We start from the raw sequence: 19,204 nt of genomic DNA, 5'->3' as shown, positions 1-19,204 counted from the left end.
TAAAAAATACAATAAAACGGCCGGCGATAATTAACAGGTATTAAAAACTTAAATAGATGTTAAATTTATAACACTCCTCCGATTGCAATAAACAACGGAGCAAATACTAAGGCTACTACTGTCATAAGCTTTATCAATATATTGATGGAAGGACCGGAGGTATCTTTAAATGGATCCCCTACCGTATCGCCTACGATGGAAGCTTTATGGGCCTCGCTGCCCTTGCCACCATGGTGCCCTGTTTCTATATGCTTTTTGGCATTATCCCATGCTCCTCCGGCATTGGACATAAATATCGCCAGCAATACGCCGGTCACTAATGAACCTGCAAGCATACCCCCTAAAGACTGGGTTCCAAGGAGAATCCCTACACCTAAGGGAGCTGCCACAGCCATGATGCCTGGTAAAAGCATTTCTTTCAGTGCCGCTTTTGTTGAGATCGCAACACAAGAAGCATAATCCGGTTTTGCAGTCCCTTCCATGATCCCAGGATTTTCCTTAAACTGTCTTCTTACCTCTTCAATCATTTTATAGGCCGCCTTTGACACAGATTCTATGGTCATCGAAGAAAACAGGAATGGAAGCATGCCGCCAATAAACAATCCTATAATTACACGGTAATCCAGGATATCAATGGTTTTCAGTTTTACAGCCTCTGCATAGGATACAAAAAGTGCCAGCGCAGTCAGAGCCGCAGATCCGATGGCAAACCCCTTCCCCATGGCTGCAGTGGTATTCCCTACGGAATCCAGCTTATCCGTTATCTCACGGACGGATTTATCTAAGCCGGACATTTCAGTAATGCCTCCTGCATTATCAGCAATGGGACCATAGGCATCCACAGCCACTGTGATACCTGTTGTAGAAAGCATCCCAACGGCTGCCAATGCAATTCCATATAAATCACAGGCCTGATATGCTGCAAAAATACCAATACAGATCAGAATCAACGGCATTGCAGTAGACTGCATACCAACTGCAATACCACTTATGATCGTAGTCGCTGTACCGGTTTCCGACTGCTCGCCGATCCTTCTTACAAACCGATAATCGGCAGAGGTATATAGTTCAGTAACAACTCCGATCAATATACCGACAATGAGTCCTGCAATAACCGCTATGGCCCCATTATAATTACCGAAGAAAAACTTACTTAACGCCAGCGAAAACACAACCACCAGAAGTGATGATACATAGCTTCCCATTTTCAATGCTTTGTGAGGGCTTGATCTTTCATCCCCTTTCACAAAAAAGGTGGCTATAATAGAAGCTAATAAACCAAGAGCTGCAACTGCCAGGGGATAAAGCGCACCGGCGGCTTTGTCATACAATAACCCGATGGTCAATGCAGAAGCCAGTGAACCCACATAGGATTCAAACAAGTCAGCTCCCATTCCAGCCACATCCCCTACATTATCCCCTACATTATCCGCAATAACTGCCGGGTTCCGGGGATCATCTTCCGGGATTCCAGCCTCTATTTTACCAACCAGATCTGCTCCTACATCGGCTGCTTTTGTATAAATTCCTCCACCCACACGGGCAAACAACGCAATGGATGACGCTCCCAAACTAAACCCAAATATAATATCCGGATTTTTTGTCAAAGCATAAATACCGCTTACCCCAAGCACACCCAGACCAGCCACACACATCCCCATGACAGCTCCTCCGGAGAATGCAATTGACAGAGCTTTGTTCATACCGCTTTCTTTTGCAGCATTTGCAGTTCTAACATTTGCTTTTGTTGCTACATTCATACCGAAATAACCGGCCAGAGTCGAAAATACAGCACCTGCCACAAAGCAGAACGCAGTCATCCAATTCCCGATCCCAAAGCCAACTAAAAAGAATAATACAACAACAAAAATAACCAATATTTTATATTCTGCCGTTAGAAATGCAGTCGCCCCCTCGCTGATTGCTTCAGCGATTTCCTTCATCTTCTCATTGCCGGCTTCTTCTTTAGACACTTTTGCGGCCAGGTAATAAGCAAAAACAAGTGTTAATATTCCTATAACCGGAATCAGATATAATAAATAGTCCATACCATTCTCCTTACCTATGTTTATTCATTAACACATACAGAAGCAGGTCTGCAAAAATCTAATTTATTCCATTATAATGACATTAATCCTCGTCTTAAACATAGCATCTTCCCCTCCCCCTTTTCTATTATCTCCATGCAAATTGCTACAGTATATTTTAATTAATATACCCACACAGCCATGTTATAAACCGCTCTGTTCTCCCTCCTTCTATATAGAAAAATTAATAGTCCTGGCTCCTCCCTTCTAAATGTTTATACTGCTTTCATGACAAAAAAACTATCATGTAATTTCTTCACGATCCATTTAACAGTTGTTTCCGGCCCTATATCTTGCATCATGTGCATATGATCCATAATATGTCCTTTCAACATTTCTATACCTTTATCATTGCATAACTGCTTCAAAATATCAAGGAGCTGTTTCCCGCACTTTGCAGTCTCAACTGGGTCACACCCCATTAAAAAACAGCGGCACCAGACCGATCAACCCAGTCCGATGCCGCTGCCAGCATAAATATTGATTATTCTTTTGTAACTAATTCATTTACGTTATCACTTGTTACCAGTTCGTTGTCCAGGATCACATACTTGTCTACTTCTTTCCCCTGAAGATAATTGTATGCAGCATTCAAAATCGCTTTTCCCAGGAAGAAGGGAGGTTCTGCAATCGTTGCCTCGACCTTTCCTTCTTTAATGGCTTCAATGGTATCATCAATGGCATCGCATCCGATCATGGTGATCTCATCCAGACGGCCGGCAGCTTCAATTGCTTCCAATGCGCCAAGAAGCATTTCATCATTGGCTGCATATAATCCGTCGATGTGGTCATTGGCCTGAAGAATGTTTTCCATTACGCTCATGCCCTTGGAACGGTCAAAATCTGCAACCTGGCATGCAACGATCTTCATGTCCGGGTTCTGGCTTATGACTTCGTTAAAGCCCTTGGAACGGCTCTGGGCTACATTGGTTCCCATAATGCCCTGGATTTCAACGATATTACCTTTTCCGCCCAGTGTGTCAACCAGATACTGTCCGGCCAGTTTACCGGATTTAATGGCATCGTAACCGATATGGGAAACCACTTCCCCGCCGCTGGCCTCACGGTCCATGGTAAGCACCGGGATACCGGCTTCGTTACATGCTTCAATGGAAGATACGATTGCATCTGAATCACAGGTATCAATGATGATGCAGTCCGGCTTCTTGGTGATCAGGTTTTCTACGTCCTTCATCTGAATTGCAGGGTCATCCTGGGCATCAGTGATATAAAGCTCCACCCCTAATTCCTCTGCGGCTTTCTGCACCCCATCTTTTACATCTACAAAGAACGGATTCGTCTGAGTATTCATAGCAAGTCCTATTACGTATTTCTTGTCCCCTGACTTAGCCTCTGTCTTTGTCTGAGCTTCTGCTGTTGTGGTAGCTGCTTCTGTCTGTGTGGTCTCCTGTTTGGTTTCAGCCGCCTTCTCTCCGCTGCTGCATCCTGCCAATGATGCAAGAACAAGTCCTGCAGCTGCTACCACTGCTGTCATGTGTTTTCTTTTCGTCATAATTTTTTACCTTCCCTTCTCTTTTTACATTAATAGTTTTATTTATTCTGCTTTCGCAGATAAATCCTTGACCTTTTTGTCCACCAGAACTGCAATGAGCACAACTGCGCCCTTTACAATATTGGTGGCATGGGGATTTACGTTCATAAGCGTTAGAATATTATCAATAATTCCCATGATCATGGCACCTACCACCGTAGGAAGCACAAATCCGGTTCCACCGCTTAAGCTGGTTCCTCCAAGTATGACGGCTGCAATGGCATCCATCTCGATTCCCTGTCCGCTGGTTGATTGGGCAGACCCCAGTCTGGCTGTTAAAACCACTGCCGCAATGCCGCTTAAGAATCCGTTGATGATGTAAGCCATCCACTCCGTCTTTTTTACTGAAATTCCGGATAAACGGGCAGCTTCCCGGTTTCCGCCAAATGCGTAAATGCTGCGTCCAAAGCTGGTTTGCGTCAATATATAATGAGCCAGCAGGAAAAGCGCTATCAGTATGATAACAGGCACCGGAACTCCCAGAACCGTACCTTTTCCGATAAATTTATAGGAATCTATCTTGACCGGAATGGGGGAGCCTTTGGTGTAGATCAAAACACAGCCCCGAAGCAGAGTCATCATGCCCAAGGTGGCAATAAACGGGGGAATCCCACACCCAGAAATAAAAAATCCATTTATGATCCCGCAGGTAATTCCGATTGCTACTGCTGTAAATACTGCCAAAAGAGTATTACCCGTGGAAGCCAGCACACCGGAGGCCACAACTCCGGCAAACCCCAGAATGGAACCAACGGACAGATCGATTCCGCCGGTAAGAATTACAAAGGTCATGCCGCATCCAATGATACCGGCAACTGTCACCTGCTTAAAAACATTAAACAGGTTGGAAACACTTAAAAAGCTTTTTGAAAAAAAAGCGGCAAAGGTGCAGATTACCAGTAAGATCAAAACCGAGCGATATATATTTATTTGGTTGATTAACCGTTTCTTAGTTTCCTGATTCATTTTCGCTTACCCCTCCAGATGCATGCGCTAATATTTTTTCCTGATTCATTTCCTGTTTGGAGATTTCTAATACCGTTCGTCCTTCCCGCATGACAATGACACGGTCACTGACTCCAATCAACTCCGGCAGATCCGTGGAAATTACCAGGATACTCTTGCCGGCCTCTGTCAGCTTGTTCATAATGGTATAGATTTCTGCCTTGGCCCCCACATCTACTCCCCGTGTGGGTTCATCTAAAATCAGAATATCAGAATCTGCTAACAGTACCTTTGCAAACACTATTTTCTGCTGGTTCCCGCCGCTTAACTTTCCGGCAAGCTGCTGCGCAGAGCTGACTTTAATATTCAACGCCTTAACCTGTTCCTTTACACGTTCCATTTCCAGCCTGTTATCCAGCCGGAATCCTTTTGACAGCTTTTTTAAAGAGGACAGGGAAATATTTTCTTTGATGCTTCTTATTAAAACCAGCCCCTCCTGCTTCCTGTCATCTGAAACAAATCCAATTCCTGCTTCTAATGCTTTTCTTGGAGAAGAACAATTCTTTTTTTCACCATGTACGTAAATTTCTCCGCTGTCCATTGGCATAGCGCCATAAATCAGCTTGGAGAGTTCTATGGTACCTGCACCCAAAAGACCTGTAATCCCTAAAATTTCCCCTTTATGAAGCTTTAAGCTGACGTCATGGACCCCGCGGCTGTTTACTTTCCTGGCTTCAAATACCACTTCCTGAGGCTTGTAATCCCTTACCGGGTACAGATTGGATACATTCCGTCCCACCATCATGGATACCACATCATCATAGTCCGTCTCACCAATGAGTTTTGATGCGACAAATTTTCCATCACGGAAAACCGTAAGACGGTCTGAAATCTGAAAAATCTCATCCATGCGGTGGGAAATGTAAACGATCGCAATTCCCTTTTTCTTCAGTTCCTCAATCGTCCGGAAGAGGATTTGGATTTCCTCTTCCGCCAGCGCTGCAGTAGGCTCATCCATAATAATGATTTTTGCCCCGATGGTCAGGCACTTGGCAATTTCTGTCATCTGAGCCTCTGCCACAGATAAGTTCCGGACCTTGGTCCTTGCACTGAACTTTAAACCCAGATGATTCAGATTTTCCTGTGCATCCCGATACAGCCTGTTCCAGTCCACTTTCCCAAACTGATTCACAGGAAGTCTTCCAAGATACATGTTTTCTGCCACCGACAATTCCGGAACCATATTAAATTCCTGATAGATCATGGCGATTCCATGTTTTTCCGCATCCTTGGCAGAATGGAACACTACCTCTTTCTCAGCCAGATACATGGCGCCGGAAGTATAAGGCTGGGCTCCTGCAATTATTTTCATCAAGGTGGATTTCCCTGCCCCGTTTTCTCCGCACAAGGCATGGACTTCACCCTCAAAAATCTCCAGATGGACCCCGTCAAGAGCTTTGACACCTGGAAACGTCTTTACGATTGATTCCAGTTTTAAAATTAACCTTCCTCCCATATGATTTCACCATTTCCCCTTTACTTCCGGTCAATATGCGCAGCCTGAGACCAGTACTACGTTAGTATATCCTGTAAATTCGCCTGTCAGGATGATCGCCTTGGCCCCTTCCGTGATCTTTTTTAATTCCTTATGGGGAACATACTCCACCGGGATTCCTTCCGGCAAGAGAGCCAGTGCCTTCTCATGAAGTCCTGGACTTACGTCAAGGGCCTCTTCTGCAAATATGGCCTTTTCCGTTACCATATACTTTTCTATTTCTTCCAATACCTCCAGATAAGAAGGGTTTCCCGGCTTCCAGCCTAAGTCTATCCGCTCCACTCCCTTTGGAATAGGAAGCCCGGCATCACCGATTACCAGCATATCCATATGCCTGAGCTCTGCCATGACCCTTGCCAATTGAGGGTGCAAAATTCCTGTTTTTAACATGACCGTTCCTCCTTCTCCTGCTCTCTGATAAATGAGTCAATTTCTTCCCGGTCAGGCATGGCCGGTGTCGTTCCGATTCGCTGTACCGAAATAGCTGCTAATGCATTGGCAAAGGCTGCTGCCTCCCATAAATCCTTTCCCTCTGCCAGGGCTGCCACCAGGCCGCCATTAAATGCATCCCCCGCACCTGTTGTATCAACTGCGTTGACCCGGTATGCGGGAATGATGCCCCTCTTCTCAGGAGTTGCTAAGTAAACCCCTTTTCCCCCCATGGTAATCAGTACATTTTTAACTCCCTTTTCAAAAAAGAAGTCTGCAGCTCTTCCTGCATTTTCTTCCCCATCTACCGGTATCCCGGTTAATATTTCAGCTTCTACCTCATTGGGCGTGATTAAATCCACCTTACTTAATATGCTGTCACTGACCGGCTGTACCGGAGCAGTATTTAAAATGATCTTTACGCCTTTTTCATATGCAATATCAATGACTTTTTCCACGGAAGAAAGATTAGTTTCCAACTGTGTCAGCAAAAATTCCGATTGATCCAGCAGGTCTGAAATGGATTCAACTTCTTCGTCTGTAATCGTGTCACAGGCGCCCAAAATGACAACAATCTCATTCTGGCTGGTGTTTTCATCCACCATGATCAGTGCACTGCCGGTCTCTGTCTGGGAGGTGCTGAATATCCGTCCGGTATCCATTCCCAGCTTCTTCATGGTACTTAAGGCCACATCTGCAAATGCATCCTCTCCAAGTTTCGTTACCATGGTCACATCGGCTCCCGCCTTATGGGCGGCCACCCCCTGATTGAATCCCTTGCCGCCCGGACCCATTTTAAAAACACTTCCTTTAACGGTTTCTCCAGGAACCGGAAGATGAGGACATCTTCCCATCAGGTCCACTACAAAGCTTCCAAAAACTGTTACTTTTTTTCCCATGACCTTTCTCTCCTCTCCTTATAACAAGGCGATTCCATTCCCTGCCCCAATCCGGTCTGCTCCGGCTTCTATCATGGCCTGAGCCTCTTCCGGTGTGCGGATCCCTCCGCTTGCCTTTACTTTTGCCCGGTCCCCTACTGTCTGCTTCATAAGTGCCACATCCTCGGTTACAGCACCGCCTGTACTAAAACCTGTGGATGTTTTTACGAAATCAGCTCCGGCTTCTACAGAAATCTCACAGGCCATTTTGATTTCCTCTTTTGTTAAAAGGCAGTTCTCTAAAATAACTTTAACAACCTTACCTTGGGAAGCCTCCACAACTGCTTTTATATCGTCACGCACCATATCATAATTCTTGTCCTTCATGGCGCCGATATTCATTACCATATCCACTTCTTCCGCCCCTGCCTTCACTGCTTCGGAGGCTTCAAAGGCCTTTGCAGAAGTCAGCATCGCTCCCAAAGGAAATCCCACCACACAGCAAACAGCTACGCCGCTGCCTTTTAATTCCTCTGCAGCGAGAGGTACCTGACATGTATTCACGCACACCGATGCAAATCCATATTCTTTTGCTTCTGAACAGTATCTCCTGATTGTATCTGATGTAGCATCTGCCTTCAGCATCGTGTGATCTACCATTTTTTTAATGTCCATTTTCTTCTCCTCTTTTTCTTATTATCTATTTTTCCGGGTATGTAACCGGTTACATACCCGGGGTAAAAATAAACTGCTAACTGCAGCCTATTTTATTAACTCTGACCCGCGAAGCACTACCTGATACGGAACAAAGATTTTTCTGCCGGAGCTTTTACTCTCCTTATGAGACAGCTTGTCAATGAGCATTGCCATTGCTTCATGTCCCTGTCTCTTTGCATCACGCTCGATAGTAGATAACCTGTAATCAATTATTTTAAGGGACTCGATCTGGTCAAAGCCTACCATTGATATGTCCCTGCCCATTTTAAGTTTATGTTCTGTGAGATACTTAAGCACTCCCAGACTGGTCTGGTTATTGGAGGCAAAAATTGCAGTCGGAGGATCCGGAAGCTCCAGCAATTCTTTTGTCCGTTCATATGCCTTGATGATCTTGAAATCTCCGGATACAATATACTCTTCCTTAAGCTCAATCTTATAATCCTTTAGGGCTGCCTTGTATCCCTTTAACCGGTCCTTCCCCGGCATAGAAGTGCTGGGACCTGTAATGATTGCAATCTTACGGTGACCGGCCTGGATCAACGATTCCACTCCTTTATAAGCAGCGGCAGCATTTTCTACAAAAACCCCATCCAAAGTGGAATTTTTAATATTACGGTCAACTAAAACCACTGGAATGCCCTTATTTTCAAATTGTATCAGTTTATCCCGGGTCACCATATCAAGCTCAGAAACCGGGGTTATAATTAAACCGGAAAGTCTTTGGCCCTCTGCCATCTGAAGGTACAGATGCTCTCTTTCCTGCATTTCACTTGTATCAAACAAAACAATGTTATACTGGTTATTTGCCGCTATCTCTCCCATTCCGCTTATGACGCTGGAAAAAAATTCATTGGCTATATCCGGAACAATAACTCCGATACTGGAAGAGTCACGGGTACTTAGACTTCTTGCTATGGCATTAGGTACGAAATCCGCTTCTTCAATCGCTGCTAAAACTTTCTGCTTGGTTTCGTCCTTTACATATCCAGACTGATTAATTACTCTGGACACGGTCGCAGAAGAAACACCTACTTTTTTGGCAATATCCCGTATGTTCATGTCAAATCTCCTTTATGTAACCGGTTACATATGCATATTAACATATTGCGCGGCGGATGTAAAGCTTTTTTTATCATTTTTTACAATGACAATTGATACTTTTTAATGAAAGCAGAAAATAGTGCCTACTACTGCCACAACGATGGACATAATAATATATCCAGGAAGTCTTGTAGTATCAAGACGAACTATGGCGAATTCAGTTAACCGGAAAATGTTCGTTTTTCCACGCCTTCCATAAAAACTCTTTCAAAAAATAAAAAACGCCAAAAAAACAAGGCCGCCCGGAACTCCGGGAAGCCTTGTTTTTACCAGCTTTTACAGCTTATTCTCTTTCAAAAAGATTAATCAACAGAAATGATTTCTTTCTTGTTGTAAGAACCGCAAGCCTTGCATACTCTGTGAGGCATCATAAGTGCACCGCACTTGCTGCACTTCACTAAGTTTGGAGCGCTCATCTTCCAGTTTGCTCTACGTTTGTCTCTTCTTCCTTTAGATGATTTGTTCTTTGGACAAATAGACATGGTTACACCTCCTTAAACTGTTTAAAAATATCCTGGATGACTGCCATTCTAGGGTCTGCAGACCTAATATTGCAGTCACAAGTCTCGTGATTGAAATTTGTTCCACATCTATTACAAATCCCCTTGCAGTTTTCACTGCAGAGAACTTTCATAGGCAGGTTCAGTATGAGTTCATCACAAACCAACTGGTCTACATCCAGATTATAACCGTTAACAAATGGTTGTTCTTCGAAATCTTCTACGAATCCCGTATCCGTTTCACTTAAATCAATCGTACGGATTACATCAAAATCCAGGTCAACACGCACCGGATCCAAGCAGCGGTCACATGGAATGATCAAAGCTAATTTCGCCTTTCCTTCCACTTCCAGCTTTTTGTCTCCCAGATTTATAATCCGCAGCAGCACAGGTTCTGCATCCGCCACTTCATAATCACCGTTTGGCCCGTGATAGACCTTCATTTCAAGATCAGGCGTATAAGTTTTCTCTTTCCCTTCCAGGGCAAACAACTCAGTTAAATTAATAAGCATACTAGTCTCCTAATACGCACCTATGTTATTATACATATGGGTGCATCATTTGTCAACAAATATTTCCATATTTGAAGTAACAGTTCAGCCATGCAGAACCATTTGTGGATTTGTACGTGGAAGCTTGTTCACTAAGCACAAATGATACTCATGTTTCTGGGACCGCTGAATTATGAATGGTATGGCTGAACTGTAACCCATACACAACATCATGTACCGTTTTACCCGAATTATACCAGAGCCCTTGTCTCTCTTGCGATAGCCAGCTCTTCATTGGTAGGAATGACACATACCTTTACCTTGGAATCCGGTGTTGATATCATGACACGTTTTCCTCTTGCCTTATTGATTTCCCCATCAATGGAAATACCAAGGTAACCTAAGTATTCACAAACAGCGCCTCTGATAGGCTTGTCGTTTTCGCCAACACCTGCAGTAAATACGATGGCGTCAACGCCGTTCATTGCTGCTGTATAAGCGCCGATGTATTTTGCTACGCGGTAAACAAAGGCCTGGATGGCAACATCAGCCAGGTGGTTTCCTTCTCCCTGTGCCTTCTGTACATCCCGGAAATCACTGGAAATGCCGCCGGACATACCCAGAATACCGGACTTCTTATTTAAAATATCCAATACCTCATTAACACTCTTGCCTTCTTTATTGCAGATAAACTGAACAACAGCAGGATCAATATCACCGCTTCTGGTTCCCATGATAAGGCCCTCTAATGGTGTAAGACCCATACTGGTGTCCACACACTTGCCGCCGATGGAGGCAGAAATGCTGGCGCCATTTCCCAAATGGCAAACGATTACCTTGCCGTTTTCCGGATCCAGACCGCAGTAGCTTAAAGCCTCATTGGATACAAATTTATGGCTTGTCCCATGGAAGCCGTAACGGCGAATGCTGTATTTTTCAAAGTATTCATGAGGAATTGCATACATAGAAGCTTTTTCAGGCATACCCATACCGAAAGAAGTATCAAATACGGCTACATTAGGAACGCCCGGTACTGCTTCTTCACAAGCTTCGATTCCCACCAGGTTTGCCGGATTATGCAAAGGTCCTAAATCAAAACAGTCACGAATAACCTTTTTCACATCGTCATTCACTACGATGGAATCGCTGTAAATCGTGCCGGCATGGAGAACCCGGTGTCCTACTGCAGAAATTTCACTGGTATCCTTAATTACACCGTATGTCGGATCAAGCAATGCATCCATAACCAGCTTGATCGCTACAGTATGGTTTGGCATCTCTTTTTCTACTGCCATTCCTTCTTTTCCTTCTGCCTTGTGAGACAGTTTGGAACCATTAATGCCGATTCTCTCGCATAAGCCTATTGCCAAGACTCCCTCATTCTCCATATCGATCAACTGATACTTTAAGGAAGAGCTTCCGCAGTTAATAACTAAAATTTTCATATTTTATAATTCTCCTTTATTTATTTTATAATTTCGCCGTACTGTTCTCTGCCGCAGCCTGCTGCGTTGGATTCATCTGTATCAATGTGCATGGCCAAAGCATAATTTTCATTGACACGCACAACCACATCTCCGAAAATAAGGCTTCTTCCGTCCGTGCCAACTTTTACAGAAACGATTTCACCATCCTTAACACCAAGTTTTTCTGCTTCTGCAGGAGTTGCATGGATATGACGCTTCGCAACAATCACGCCCTCTGCTATTTCGATTTCACCCACAGGTCCAATGATCTTGCATGCACCGCTCCCGGCAACGGCGCCGGATTCTCTCAAAGGCGCAGCAATTCCAATGGAACGGGCATCGGTCATAGAGAGTTCTATCTGAGTCGCTTTTCTGACTGGTCCTAAAATGGAAATACCGTTAAACTCGCTTTTAGAACCTACAACAGTTACTCTCTCCTCACAGGCATACTGGCCCGGCTGGGATAAATATTTTTTCTTTGTTAACTCATAGCCCTTTCCAAACAAAATCTCAAGATGTTCCTGAGATAAATGTACATGACGAGCTGATGTTTCAACGATAAACTTCATACCAATCTATTCTCCTGTTCTTGTAATCAATGTTTTTCATCGATTCTCACTCTATTCTATGTGTATTCGTTAAATTTTTCAAGTCTTGTGCTAAAATAATTTGCATTTTTTGCGAAACAATAGCATAATAGAGTATAAAAAAAAGAAAAAGGACGTTTTTATGGTGAAGAACAAAAATTCTCTTGCGGTTGGCATTATCGCCGAATACAACCCCTTCCACAATGGACATGCCTACCACATTAAAAAGGCCAGGGAAATGACTCAGGCGGACTATTGCATCGCTGTCATGAGCGGGGATTTTGTCCAAAGAGGAGCACCTGCCATCTATGATAAATATACCAGGACAGCCATGGCATTGTCCTGCGGAGCCGACCTTGTGATAGAGATCCCCTCCGTCTTTGCCTCCAGCAGCGCAGAGGATTTTGCCGCCTGCGGAATTGCCCTCCTAAACAATCTGGGAGTGGTGGGCTCTGTCTGCTTTGGAAGCGAATGCGCAGATGTGGAAAAACTTTCCGGTATTGCTTCTATTTTAGCCACGGAACCCCCTGTTTATACGAAGGAGCTGCGCAGAGAGCTGAAAAAGGGCGCCACCTTTCCGGAAGCCAGAAACCAGGCCCTGATTTCCTGCGGGATCTTAAAAAATGAAGACGCTTCCATCCTGGCATCTCCAAACAACATTTTAGGGATTGAATATTGCAAGGCTCTTTACCGGCAGAAAAGCCCGATGGTCCCTGTCACCCTTTCCAGGAAAGGATGCGGCTATCACGATACCAGCCTGATTTCAGAACATTTCAGCTCTGCCACCGGGATCCGGAAAGCCCTTCACGAAAACCCGGATATCCTAAAGCAGACAGAGCCTTCCCTGATGCAGATACCGGATCCTGTAAAGCAGATGATGTCTCAAGGCTATCCTGTGTTTCCTGAGGATCTCAGCGCCCTGTTAAATACCTCCCTGCTGAAGCTGGACTATGAGGGAATTCCCTTCCATAAGTATGCCGATGTTTCAGAAGAACTGGGGGCAAGGCTTTTAAAGCAGCTTACGGATTTCCTTCCTTTTGAAGAAAGGATCAGCCAGTTAAAGACAAGACAGTATACCTATACCCGGATCAGCCGTGCCCTTCTCCATATCGCTTTAGGAATCACTTCCCATCAGGCCGCTTTGGGACGGAATGCAGGTTACGCTCCATATGCCCGGGTTTTAGGCTTTAAGAAAACCTCCGCAGGGCTTATGGGAGAAATAAAAAAGAGAGGGAACATCCCTCTCATTACAAAAACTGCCGATGCCAGGCTCATTCTTTCCGGCACAGCCTGGTCCATGCTCAGACAGGATTTTTACTGTTCTCACATCTACCAGACCATTGTGCAGGAGAAATATCATATAAAAATGAAAAATGAGTTCACCCAATCCGTCGTCATCCTATGACGACGGCTGAAGGAATTCCCGGATCCTGTCTTTATATAGAAGAAACCGGGATTTGGGAACTACGATCCCTTGTTTCCACATTTCAAGGAGCTTTTCAAATGTGACGAATCTGGCATCTACCACTTCTTCCTTCTGAATGGTTATATCTTTTATGGTGATCTTTTGCCTGGTGATATAGGTATCTACAAAACGCTCTTTCTGACGGATGGAATGGATCAGAAGGAGCTGCTCTTTTTCCGCCCGGACACCCACCTCTTCGGACAGCTCCCGAAGGGCTCCTTCCACGCTTGTTTCTCCCGCAAGAACAGAGCCCCCGGTACATTCCCACATAAGGCCGTAGGGCTTATCCGGATGCCTCTTGGTCAGTAAAATTTCCTGATCCTCCTTCACCAGCCATACATCTGCTACAAGATGATATTCTCCCTGGTTCAGCGGAACTCCCCTGACATGGGTTTTTCCGGTGGCTACCCTGTTTTCATCGTAAACATCCCAAAGCTCCATAAGCCATTCCTCCCGACCTAAGAATCAGCTGGTGCAGTTAAAAGTTTCCACCATTCCAGCCCCAGTGATCTACTTCTTCATATTTTACATAAATTTTATCCTGGGCAATAGAAAGTACATCCTTATAGATTTTGCAGATCTCAGCAGTCATCCGGTCGTAATCCCGTTCTGATCCATGACCAAAAATCTTCACTTCCACAAAAGCCATCTTTGTATCATTTTTCCCTTTAAAATAAAGACAACAGTTATCTTCAAAACCAATCATGAGCCAGCTTTCCGATTTGCCGGGAATGAGGCTGATCGCCTGTCCAAGCCTGGCCTTTAAGGTTGTTTTTTCTTCTTCTGATAATGGAACGTTTACTTTAGAATTAATAAAAGGCATTGACAGCTCCTCCTTATATAATTTTCTATATCATACCACATATAATCAGAAATTACCATCTGCTTTCCATTTTGTATCCTCTTAAAGCAACAGGTCCGAAAGGGTCAGCTTGCCGTGAAGGAATTCCAGGATCTCCTCTATCTCCTTTCGGTTTTCCTTCTTTTCGCCCTGCTTTACTGCCCGGATCAGGATATTCTTTGGGGTATGCTCCATATCGATGAATTCCAGGATCTGGGTGCGGTATCCCTGGTTTTCCAAAATTTCCGCCCTGAGGGCATCGGTATAAAGGGCAGCCATCCGTTCCCGGATGAGTCCATATTGAAATACAGGAGCCATAAGCTCTTGATCCATGGTTTTATTCAGCTCATGCTGGCAGCAGGGAACAGACAAAATGACAGAGGCTCCCCAGCGGACTGCCTTTGCCAGGGCATAATCCGTAGCGGTATCACAGGCATGAAGGGTCACCACCATGTCTACATGATCCACTCCCTCATAGGAAGCGATATCCCCATGATAAAATTTCAATTTATTATATCCATACCGTTCCCCCAAGCGGTTGCAGTCATCAATGACCGTCTGCTTTAGGTCCAGCCCGATAATTCGGATGGGATACTCCTTTAGCTCATGAAGATAATAATACATAGCAAAAGTCAGATAGGACTTTCCGCATCCAAAATCAATGATCACATTCTCTCTGTTCTTATGGAGCCTGGGAAGAATGTCCTCAATAAACTCCAAAAACCGGTTGATCTGCCGAAACTTGTCATACTTGGAAGCGATGACCTTCCCTTCCTCCGTCATGACGCCTAAATCAACCAGAAACGGAACGGCTGTCCCTTCTTTTAAAATATAAGTCTTCTGCCTGTTATGCTGGGGAACAGGAGAAGATGCCACAATCTTTTGCAGTCGTTTCACCTTGATGCTTAAGCTCCCTTTTTTGCCTATCAGAACTCTTACCTGGCCTTTCCCGGATTCTAGCTCCATCTGGCGCAGCCTTCCATCCAGTAAATCTGCCATATAGCTGATGCATTCTCCGGCAGAATAGTTTTTATGAAAGGCCTGGTTTCCCACCAGCTCCTCCGCCTGAAAAACCAGACTTCCCTTTAGCAAAAGCGGGCGTACCTTTACCTTGGAAACGCCCTGCTTATCCACCGGATTGCTGATCACAATCCGAAGTAAATTTTCATCAAGAAACTCTCTGACCGTCTGAATTAAACTTTCTTTTTCCTTTTGTTCCATGAAATCAGGCAATTCCTTTCTTCTTTATATAAAAGTACACCCCAGGGTGTTTCTGCTTTCAGTTTTCTGCATCCACCCAGCTTGCCCGCAAAAGCTCCGGGCAGGGTTCCAGATGTGCATAATCATTAAAGCGTTCCACGAAAAAACGCCCTGTTTTTTCATCCCAGCGCAATTCCGTGATGCTGCAGTTTTCAAGCGAGTTTCCAAGAAGACGGTAATATTTCGGTTCCATATGAAGCAGTGCGGAGGTCACGGTGCGGATCACTCCTCCGTGAGTCACGACTGCTGCATTTTTGTAGCCGCATGCTGCAATTTCCTCAAAAACCGGCATTGCCCGCCTTATTACATCCCCGGCGCATTCGCCTCCAGGATAGGGGAGATCCTTTTCCATACATTCCTGTTCTTTCTTAAAATCCCCGAACCTTACCCCAATCTCTTCATCCGCCAGGCCTTCCATTTCCCCAAAGGAAATCTCCTTAAGCTCCTGTCTTATGATGTGTTCTGCATTCCAGTAACGGTTCGCCTCCCTGGCGGTCTCCACCGCCCGGATCAAATGGCTGGAATACACTGCTTCAATGCCTTTGGAGGCCAGGCGTTTTCCTACCAAAGCCGACTGGCGGAGGCCTTCCTTGGACAAATTTACATCAACATTACAAAGCTTACTGCTTTGCCGTCCATGGCGAATTAAATAAATATTCATCTACTGCATCCTTCCTTGGCCGGCACTTAATTCTTAAAGCTGTGGATGGGCGCCGGAATCCGTCCGCCTCTTGTTATGAATTTCTCACAGGAGTACCTGCTGACCGGCATAACAGGAGCGTATCCTAAAAGGCCGCCGAATTCCACCGTATCTCCCACTGATTTTCCAATGACCGGGATTAAGCGGACCGCCGTAGTCTTCTGGTTTACCATGCCGATGGCGGATTCGTCTGCAATAATTCCTGCAATGGTGGTGGCCGGCGTATCTCCCGGAATCGCGATCATGTCAAGGCCTACGGAACAAACGCAGGTCATTGCCTCCAGCTTCTCTATGTTCAGTGCTCCCATTGCCACCGCATCGATCATTCCCTGATCTTCGCTGACCGGAATAAACGCACCGCTTAAACCGCCTACATAGGAAGATGCCATGACGCCGCCCTTTTTCACCTGATCATTTAACAAAGCAAGGGCAGCCGTTGTACCCGGAGCACCAACCCGCTCTAAGCCGATCTCTTCCAGGATTTCAGCCACGCTGTCACCAACGGCAGGAGTGGGTGCAAGAGATAAATCAATAATTCCAAAGGGAACGTTCAGTCTTTTTGAGGCTTCCTGGGCGACAAGCTGTCCCACACGGGTTATCTTAAAAGCAGTTTTTTTAATGATTTCGCACAGGACTCCAAAATCCTTTCCTCTTGCTTCTTCAATGGCGGTCTTAACAACTCCCGGACCGCTGACTCCCACGTTGATGATTGTCTCAGCTTCCGTCACCCCATGGAATGCTCCCGCCATAAAGGGATTATCGTCCGGAGCATTGCAGAATACCACCAGCTTGGCACAGCCGAGAGAATCCTTATCCTCCGTAGCCTTTGCCGTTTCCACTACGATCTCTCCCATAAGAGCCACTGCATCCATGTTGATGCCTGTTTTCGTGGAACCCACATTGACGGAGCTGCATACACGGTCCGTGCAGGCAAGAGCTTCCGGTATGGAACAGATCAGGTTTTTATCCGCTGCTGTCATTCCCTTGCTTACCAGGGCGGAGTAGCCGCCGATGAAGTTCACACCTACCTCCTTGGCCGCACGGTCAAGGGTCTGAGCGATGGTCACAAAATCTGACGGGCTTTTGCAGGCGGCGGCACCGACCATGGCAATAGGGGTCACAGAAATCCTTTTATTCACAATCGGGATTCCAAAATCTCTTTCAATCTCATTTCCCACTGCCACAAGATTTTTTGCAACGGTTGTGATCTTGTTGTAAATTTTTTCATTTACTGCTTTTATGTCGCCGTCACTGCAGTCGAGAAGGCTGATGCCCATGGTAATGGTACGCACATCAAGCCGCTCCTGTTCAATCATCTTATTGGTTTCATTTACTTCAAACATATTCAACATATCGGGAACCCATCCTTTTCTTAAGCCTTTCAGTCGTCATCAGATGCGGTGCATACTGGTGAAAATTTCCTCTCGCTGGCACTTTACCTTTACGCCAATTTCATCGCCAATCCGTTCCAATTCATCGGCCAGCTCCCCAAAAGGCTTTGTTGCGTCATTGATATCCACGATCATCATCATATTAAAGAAGTCCTGGACAATCGTCTGGGAAATATCCAGTATGTTCGCCTTGTTGTCAGCCAAATAAGTACAAATCTTTGCAATGATCCCAACGGTGTCTTTTCCAACTACTGTAATAATCGTTTTGTTCATAATACTTCTCCTCTTCAATTAGAGCATGATTCTGCAAATCATGATCGATATTCACTCTTCGCCGAATGTGCAAGCACATTCTTCTCACTTTCGCTCATTATACTGTGATAATTTCCGACATCTGATCCCTTTTTGCAACCTCTATGGAAAAATCCGATGCCTTAAACGGATTATCTCCCTCTGTGATTTCAAGCCTTACTGTCTCATAAGCCAGATCCTCATAATTGTTCTCCTTGCTCAAATGGCCCAGCAGAATCTTCTTTAGGTTTTCATGCAGAATGCAGCACAAAAGCCGCCCCGCATTCTCATTGGAAAGGTGTCCGTGATCCCCCAGGATCCGGCGCTTTAAATAATAGGGATAAGGCCCTGCCTGCAACATATTTACATCGTGGTTGGACTCTAAAAGCACTGCATCAAGTCCCTGAAGATGTTCAATAATATACTGGTCGTAATGTCCCATATCCGTGGCTACCGCAACAGACTTTTGCCCGTGCTGGATCCGGTAAGCCACCGGACTCACCGCATCGTGGTCAATGGAAAAGGGCTTTACTTCCAGATCCCCCACACAAAAATCCACATCAGGCCTGATGGCACAAAATAGTTCCCTGGGGTATTCCCCCAGGTATTTCTGCTTTGATATCTCTTCCAGGGTTTTTCTTGTCCCGTAAATGGGAACTCCATACTTTCTGGCCAGAACTCCCAGACCTTTCGTATGGTCGGAGTGTTCATGGGTAATGACGACTCCTGTCAACTCACTTCCCTTTACCCCGATTTCATTTAATCCCTGTTCGATCCGTTTGTTGCTTATCCCGGCATCCACCAGGATATGGGTGGTATCGGAACCCACATAAATGCAGTTTCCGCTGCTTCCGCTTGCAATACTTGCCAATCTCATACTTTCCTCTTTCCTGCCCTGCTTTTTGGGCATAAAGGTATACCCGTAGGGTGTTTCCTCTTTCCTGCCCA

Annotated in this window: 21 protein-coding genes; 1 reads left to right on the top strand and 20 read right to left on the bottom strand. The window is 45.2% G+C overall.

Going from position 1 to position 19,204, the window contains the following annotated elements; all coding sequences use genetic code 11:
- Nucleotides 1-65: 65 nt before the first annotated feature.
- The 13 genes from ACYVD3_RS25175 to ACYVD3_RS25115 form a co-directional block, all read right to left on the bottom strand.
- Nucleotides 66-2,048 carry a sodium-translocating pyrophosphatase gene (locus ACYVD3_RS25175; protein WP_460645248.1) on the bottom strand — a complete coding sequence of 661 codons (1,983 nt, stop codon included), beginning with the start codon at nucleotides 2,046-2,048 and terminating at the stop codon, nucleotides 66-68.
- A gap of 254 nt (nucleotides 2,049-2,302) precedes the next feature.
- On the bottom strand, nucleotides 2,303-2,509 hold the full coding sequence (locus ACYVD3_RS25170) for a transposase (protein WP_460645247.1): 207 nt from the start codon (nucleotides 2,507-2,509) through the stop codon (nucleotides 2,303-2,305).
- 62 nt (nucleotides 2,510-2,571) lie between these two features.
- Complete coding sequence (locus tag ACYVD3_RS25165; protein ID WP_460645246.1) at nucleotides 2,572-3,600, bottom strand: substrate-binding domain-containing protein; 1,029 nt, start codon at nucleotides 3,598-3,600, stop codon at nucleotides 2,572-2,574.
- A 42-nt stretch (nucleotides 3,601-3,642) separates the two neighbouring features.
- Nucleotides 3,643-4,605, bottom strand: a complete 963-nt coding sequence (locus ACYVD3_RS25160) for an ABC transporter permease (RefSeq protein WP_460645245.1) — start codon at nucleotides 4,603-4,605, stop codon at nucleotides 3,643-3,645.
- Complete coding sequence (locus tag ACYVD3_RS25155; protein ID WP_460645244.1) at nucleotides 4,589-6,100, bottom strand: sugar ABC transporter ATP-binding protein; 1,512 nt, start codon at nucleotides 6,098-6,100, stop codon at nucleotides 4,589-4,591. The genes ACYVD3_RS25160 and ACYVD3_RS25155 overlap by 17 nt, the downstream gene beginning before the upstream one ends.
- Before the next feature lie 30 nt (nucleotides 6,101-6,130).
- Nucleotides 6,131-6,529, bottom strand: coding sequence for a D-ribose pyranase (rbsD, locus tag ACYVD3_RS25150; protein WP_460645243.1), 399 nt, complete (start codon nucleotides 6,527-6,529; stop codon nucleotides 6,131-6,133).
- Entirely contained in the window at nucleotides 6,523-7,467 is a 945-nt protein-coding gene (rbsK, locus tag ACYVD3_RS25145; RefSeq protein WP_460645242.1) for a ribokinase, read from the bottom strand. The genes rbsD and rbsK overlap by 7 nt, the downstream gene beginning before the upstream one ends.
- Nucleotides 7,468-7,485: 18 nt before the next feature.
- Entirely contained in the window at nucleotides 7,486-8,121 is a 636-nt protein-coding gene (deoC, locus tag ACYVD3_RS25140; protein ID WP_460645241.1) for a deoxyribose-phosphate aldolase, read from the bottom strand.
- An 87-nt stretch (nucleotides 8,122-8,208) separates the two neighbouring features.
- A complete protein-coding gene (locus ACYVD3_RS25135) occupies nucleotides 8,209-9,222 on the bottom strand; it encodes a LacI family DNA-binding transcriptional regulator (protein ID WP_460645240.1) in 1,014 nt (337 codons plus the stop codon).
- Between the two features lie 344 nt (nucleotides 9,223-9,566).
- Nucleotides 9,567-9,746 carry a 50S ribosomal protein L32 gene (rpmF, locus tag ACYVD3_RS25130; protein WP_078765159.1) on the bottom strand — a complete coding sequence of 60 codons (180 nt, stop codon included), beginning with the start codon at nucleotides 9,744-9,746 and terminating at the stop codon, nucleotides 9,567-9,569.
- Nucleotides 9,747-9,748: 2 nt separating this feature from the next.
- Complete coding sequence (locus ACYVD3_RS25125) at nucleotides 9,749-10,276, bottom strand: YceD family protein (protein WP_460645239.1); 528 nt, start codon at nucleotides 10,274-10,276, stop codon at nucleotides 9,749-9,751.
- A gap of 230 nt (nucleotides 10,277-10,506) precedes the next feature.
- A complete protein-coding gene (locus ACYVD3_RS25120) occupies nucleotides 10,507-11,700 on the bottom strand; it encodes an acetate/propionate family kinase (protein ID WP_460645238.1) in 1,194 nt (397 codons plus the stop codon).
- Between the two features lie 20 nt (nucleotides 11,701-11,720).
- Nucleotides 11,721-12,290, bottom strand: coding sequence for a PduL/EutD family phosphate acyltransferase (locus tag ACYVD3_RS25115; RefSeq protein WP_460645237.1), 570 nt, complete (start codon nucleotides 12,288-12,290; stop codon nucleotides 11,721-11,723).
- A 160-nt stretch (nucleotides 12,291-12,450) separates the two neighbouring features.
- On the opposite strand from ACYVD3_RS25115, the gene ACYVD3_RS25110 reads away from it, so the two are divergent.
- Complete coding sequence (locus tag ACYVD3_RS25110) at nucleotides 12,451-13,713, top strand: nucleotidyltransferase (protein WP_460645236.1); 1,263 nt, start codon at nucleotides 12,451-12,453, stop codon at nucleotides 13,711-13,713.
- Here ACYVD3_RS25110 and ACYVD3_RS25105 read toward each other — a convergent pair.
- The 7 genes from ACYVD3_RS25105 to ACYVD3_RS25075 all read right to left on the bottom strand — a co-directional run bounded on the left by ACYVD3_RS25105 (nucleotide 13,708) and on the right by ACYVD3_RS25075 (nucleotide 19,133).
- Nucleotides 13,708-14,214 (bottom strand): NUDIX hydrolase, encoded by a 507-nt coding sequence (locus ACYVD3_RS25105; RefSeq protein ID WP_460645235.1) that lies wholly within the window; start codon nucleotides 14,212-14,214, stop codon nucleotides 13,708-13,710. The two genes, ACYVD3_RS25110 and ACYVD3_RS25105, sit on opposite strands and share 6 nt — an antisense overlap.
- A 37-nt stretch (nucleotides 14,215-14,251) precedes the next feature.
- Nucleotides 14,252-14,596, bottom strand: a complete 345-nt coding sequence (locus ACYVD3_RS25100) for a phenylpyruvate tautomerase MIF-related protein (protein ID WP_460645234.1) — start codon at nucleotides 14,594-14,596, stop codon at nucleotides 14,252-14,254.
- Between the two features lie 81 nt (nucleotides 14,597-14,677).
- Entirely contained in the window at nucleotides 14,678-15,835 is a 1,158-nt protein-coding gene (locus ACYVD3_RS25095; protein WP_460645233.1) for a class I SAM-dependent methyltransferase, read from the bottom strand.
- A 58-nt stretch (nucleotides 15,836-15,893) separates the two neighbouring features.
- Nucleotides 15,894-16,535, bottom strand: a complete 642-nt coding sequence (locus ACYVD3_RS25090; protein ID WP_460645232.1) for a histidine phosphatase family protein — start codon at nucleotides 16,533-16,535, stop codon at nucleotides 15,894-15,896.
- Nucleotides 16,536-16,561: 26 nt separating this feature from the next.
- Nucleotides 16,562-17,926, bottom strand: a complete 1,365-nt coding sequence (locus tag ACYVD3_RS25085) for a DUF711 family protein (protein WP_460645231.1) — start codon at nucleotides 17,924-17,926, stop codon at nucleotides 16,562-16,564.
- 39 nt (nucleotides 17,927-17,965) lie between these two features.
- Entirely contained in the window at nucleotides 17,966-18,238 is a 273-nt protein-coding gene (locus tag ACYVD3_RS25080; protein ID WP_460645230.1) for an ACT domain-containing protein, read from the bottom strand.
- Nucleotides 18,239-18,335: 97 nt separating this feature from the next.
- Nucleotides 18,336-19,133, bottom strand: a complete 798-nt coding sequence (locus tag ACYVD3_RS25075) for an MBL fold metallo-hydrolase (protein ID WP_460645365.1) — start codon at nucleotides 19,131-19,133, stop codon at nucleotides 18,336-18,338.
- Nucleotides 19,134-19,204: the final 71 nt, after the last annotated feature.

This window comes from Lacrimispora brassicae (assembly GCF_054772055.1).
This window is presented reverse-complemented; position numbering and strand designations above follow the sequence as displayed.

Excerpts from the sequence above, each read along its gene's own strand:
- ACYVD3_RS25175 (WP_460645248.1), bottom strand. The coding sequence starts at position 2,048 with ATGGACTATTTATTATATCTGATTCCGGTTATAGGAATATTAACACTT.
- ACYVD3_RS25170 (WP_460645247.1), bottom strand. The coding sequence starts at position 2,509 with ATGGGGTGTGACCCAGTTGAGACTGCAAAGTGCGGGAAACAGCTCCTT.
- ACYVD3_RS25165 (WP_460645246.1), bottom strand. The coding sequence starts at position 3,600 with ATGACGAAAAGAAAACACATGACAGCAGTGGTAGCAGCTGCAGGACTT.
- ACYVD3_RS25160 (WP_460645245.1), bottom strand. The coding sequence starts at position 4,605 with ATGAATCAGGAAACTAAGAAACGGTTAATCAACCAAATAAATATATAT.
- ACYVD3_RS25155 (WP_460645244.1), bottom strand. The coding sequence starts at position 6,100 with ATGGGAGGAAGGTTAATTTTAAAACTGGAATCAATCGTAAAGACGTTT.
- rbsD (WP_460645243.1), bottom strand. The coding sequence starts at position 6,529 with ATGTTAAAAACAGGAATTTTGCACCCTCAATTGGCAAGGGTCATGGCA.
- rbsK (WP_460645242.1), bottom strand. The coding sequence starts at position 7,467 with ATGGGAAAAAAAGTAACAGTTTTTGGAAGCTTTGTAGTGGACCTGATG.
- deoC (WP_460645241.1), bottom strand. The coding sequence starts at position 8,121 with ATGGACATTAAAAAAATGGTAGATCACACGATGCTGAAGGCAGATGCT.
- ACYVD3_RS25135 (WP_460645240.1), bottom strand. The coding sequence starts at position 9,222 with ATGAACATACGGGATATTGCCAAAAAAGTAGGTGTTTCTTCTGCGACC.
- rpmF (WP_078765159.1), bottom strand. The coding sequence starts at position 9,746 with ATGTCTATTTGTCCAAAGAACAAATCATCTAAAGGAAGAAGAGACAAA.
- ACYVD3_RS25125 (WP_460645239.1), bottom strand. The coding sequence starts at position 10,276 with ATGCTTATTAATTTAACTGAGTTGTTTGCCCTGGAAGGGAAAGAGAAA.
- ACYVD3_RS25120 (WP_460645238.1), bottom strand. The coding sequence starts at position 11,700 with ATGAAAATTTTAGTTATTAACTGCGGAAGCTCTTCCTTAAAGTATCAG.
- ACYVD3_RS25115 (WP_460645237.1), bottom strand. The coding sequence starts at position 12,290 with ATGAAGTTTATCGTTGAAACATCAGCTCGTCATGTACATTTATCTCAG.
- ACYVD3_RS25110 (WP_460645236.1), top strand. The coding sequence starts at position 12,451 with ATGGTGAAGAACAAAAATTCTCTTGCGGTTGGCATTATCGCCGAATAC.
- ACYVD3_RS25105 (WP_460645235.1), bottom strand. The coding sequence starts at position 14,214 with ATGGAGCTTTGGGATGTTTACGATGAAAACAGGGTAGCCACCGGAAAA.
- ACYVD3_RS25100 (WP_460645234.1), bottom strand. The coding sequence starts at position 14,596 with ATGCCTTTTATTAATTCTAAAGTAAACGTTCCATTATCAGAAGAAGAA.
- ACYVD3_RS25095 (WP_460645233.1), bottom strand. The coding sequence starts at position 15,835 with ATGGAACAAAAGGAAAAAGAAAGTTTAATTCAGACGGTCAGAGAGTTT.
- ACYVD3_RS25090 (WP_460645232.1), bottom strand. The coding sequence starts at position 16,535 with ATGAATATTTATTTAATTCGCCATGGACGGCAAAGCAGTAAGCTTTGT.
- ACYVD3_RS25085 (WP_460645231.1), bottom strand. The coding sequence starts at position 17,926 with ATGTTGAATATGTTTGAAGTAAATGAAACCAATAAGATGATTGAACAG.
- ACYVD3_RS25080 (WP_460645230.1), bottom strand. The coding sequence starts at position 18,238 with ATGAACAAAACGATTATTACAGTAGTTGGAAAAGACACCGTTGGGATC.
- ACYVD3_RS25075 (WP_460645365.1), bottom strand. The coding sequence starts at position 19,133 with ATGAGATTGGCAAGTATTGCAAGCGGAAGCAGCGGAAACTGCATTTAT.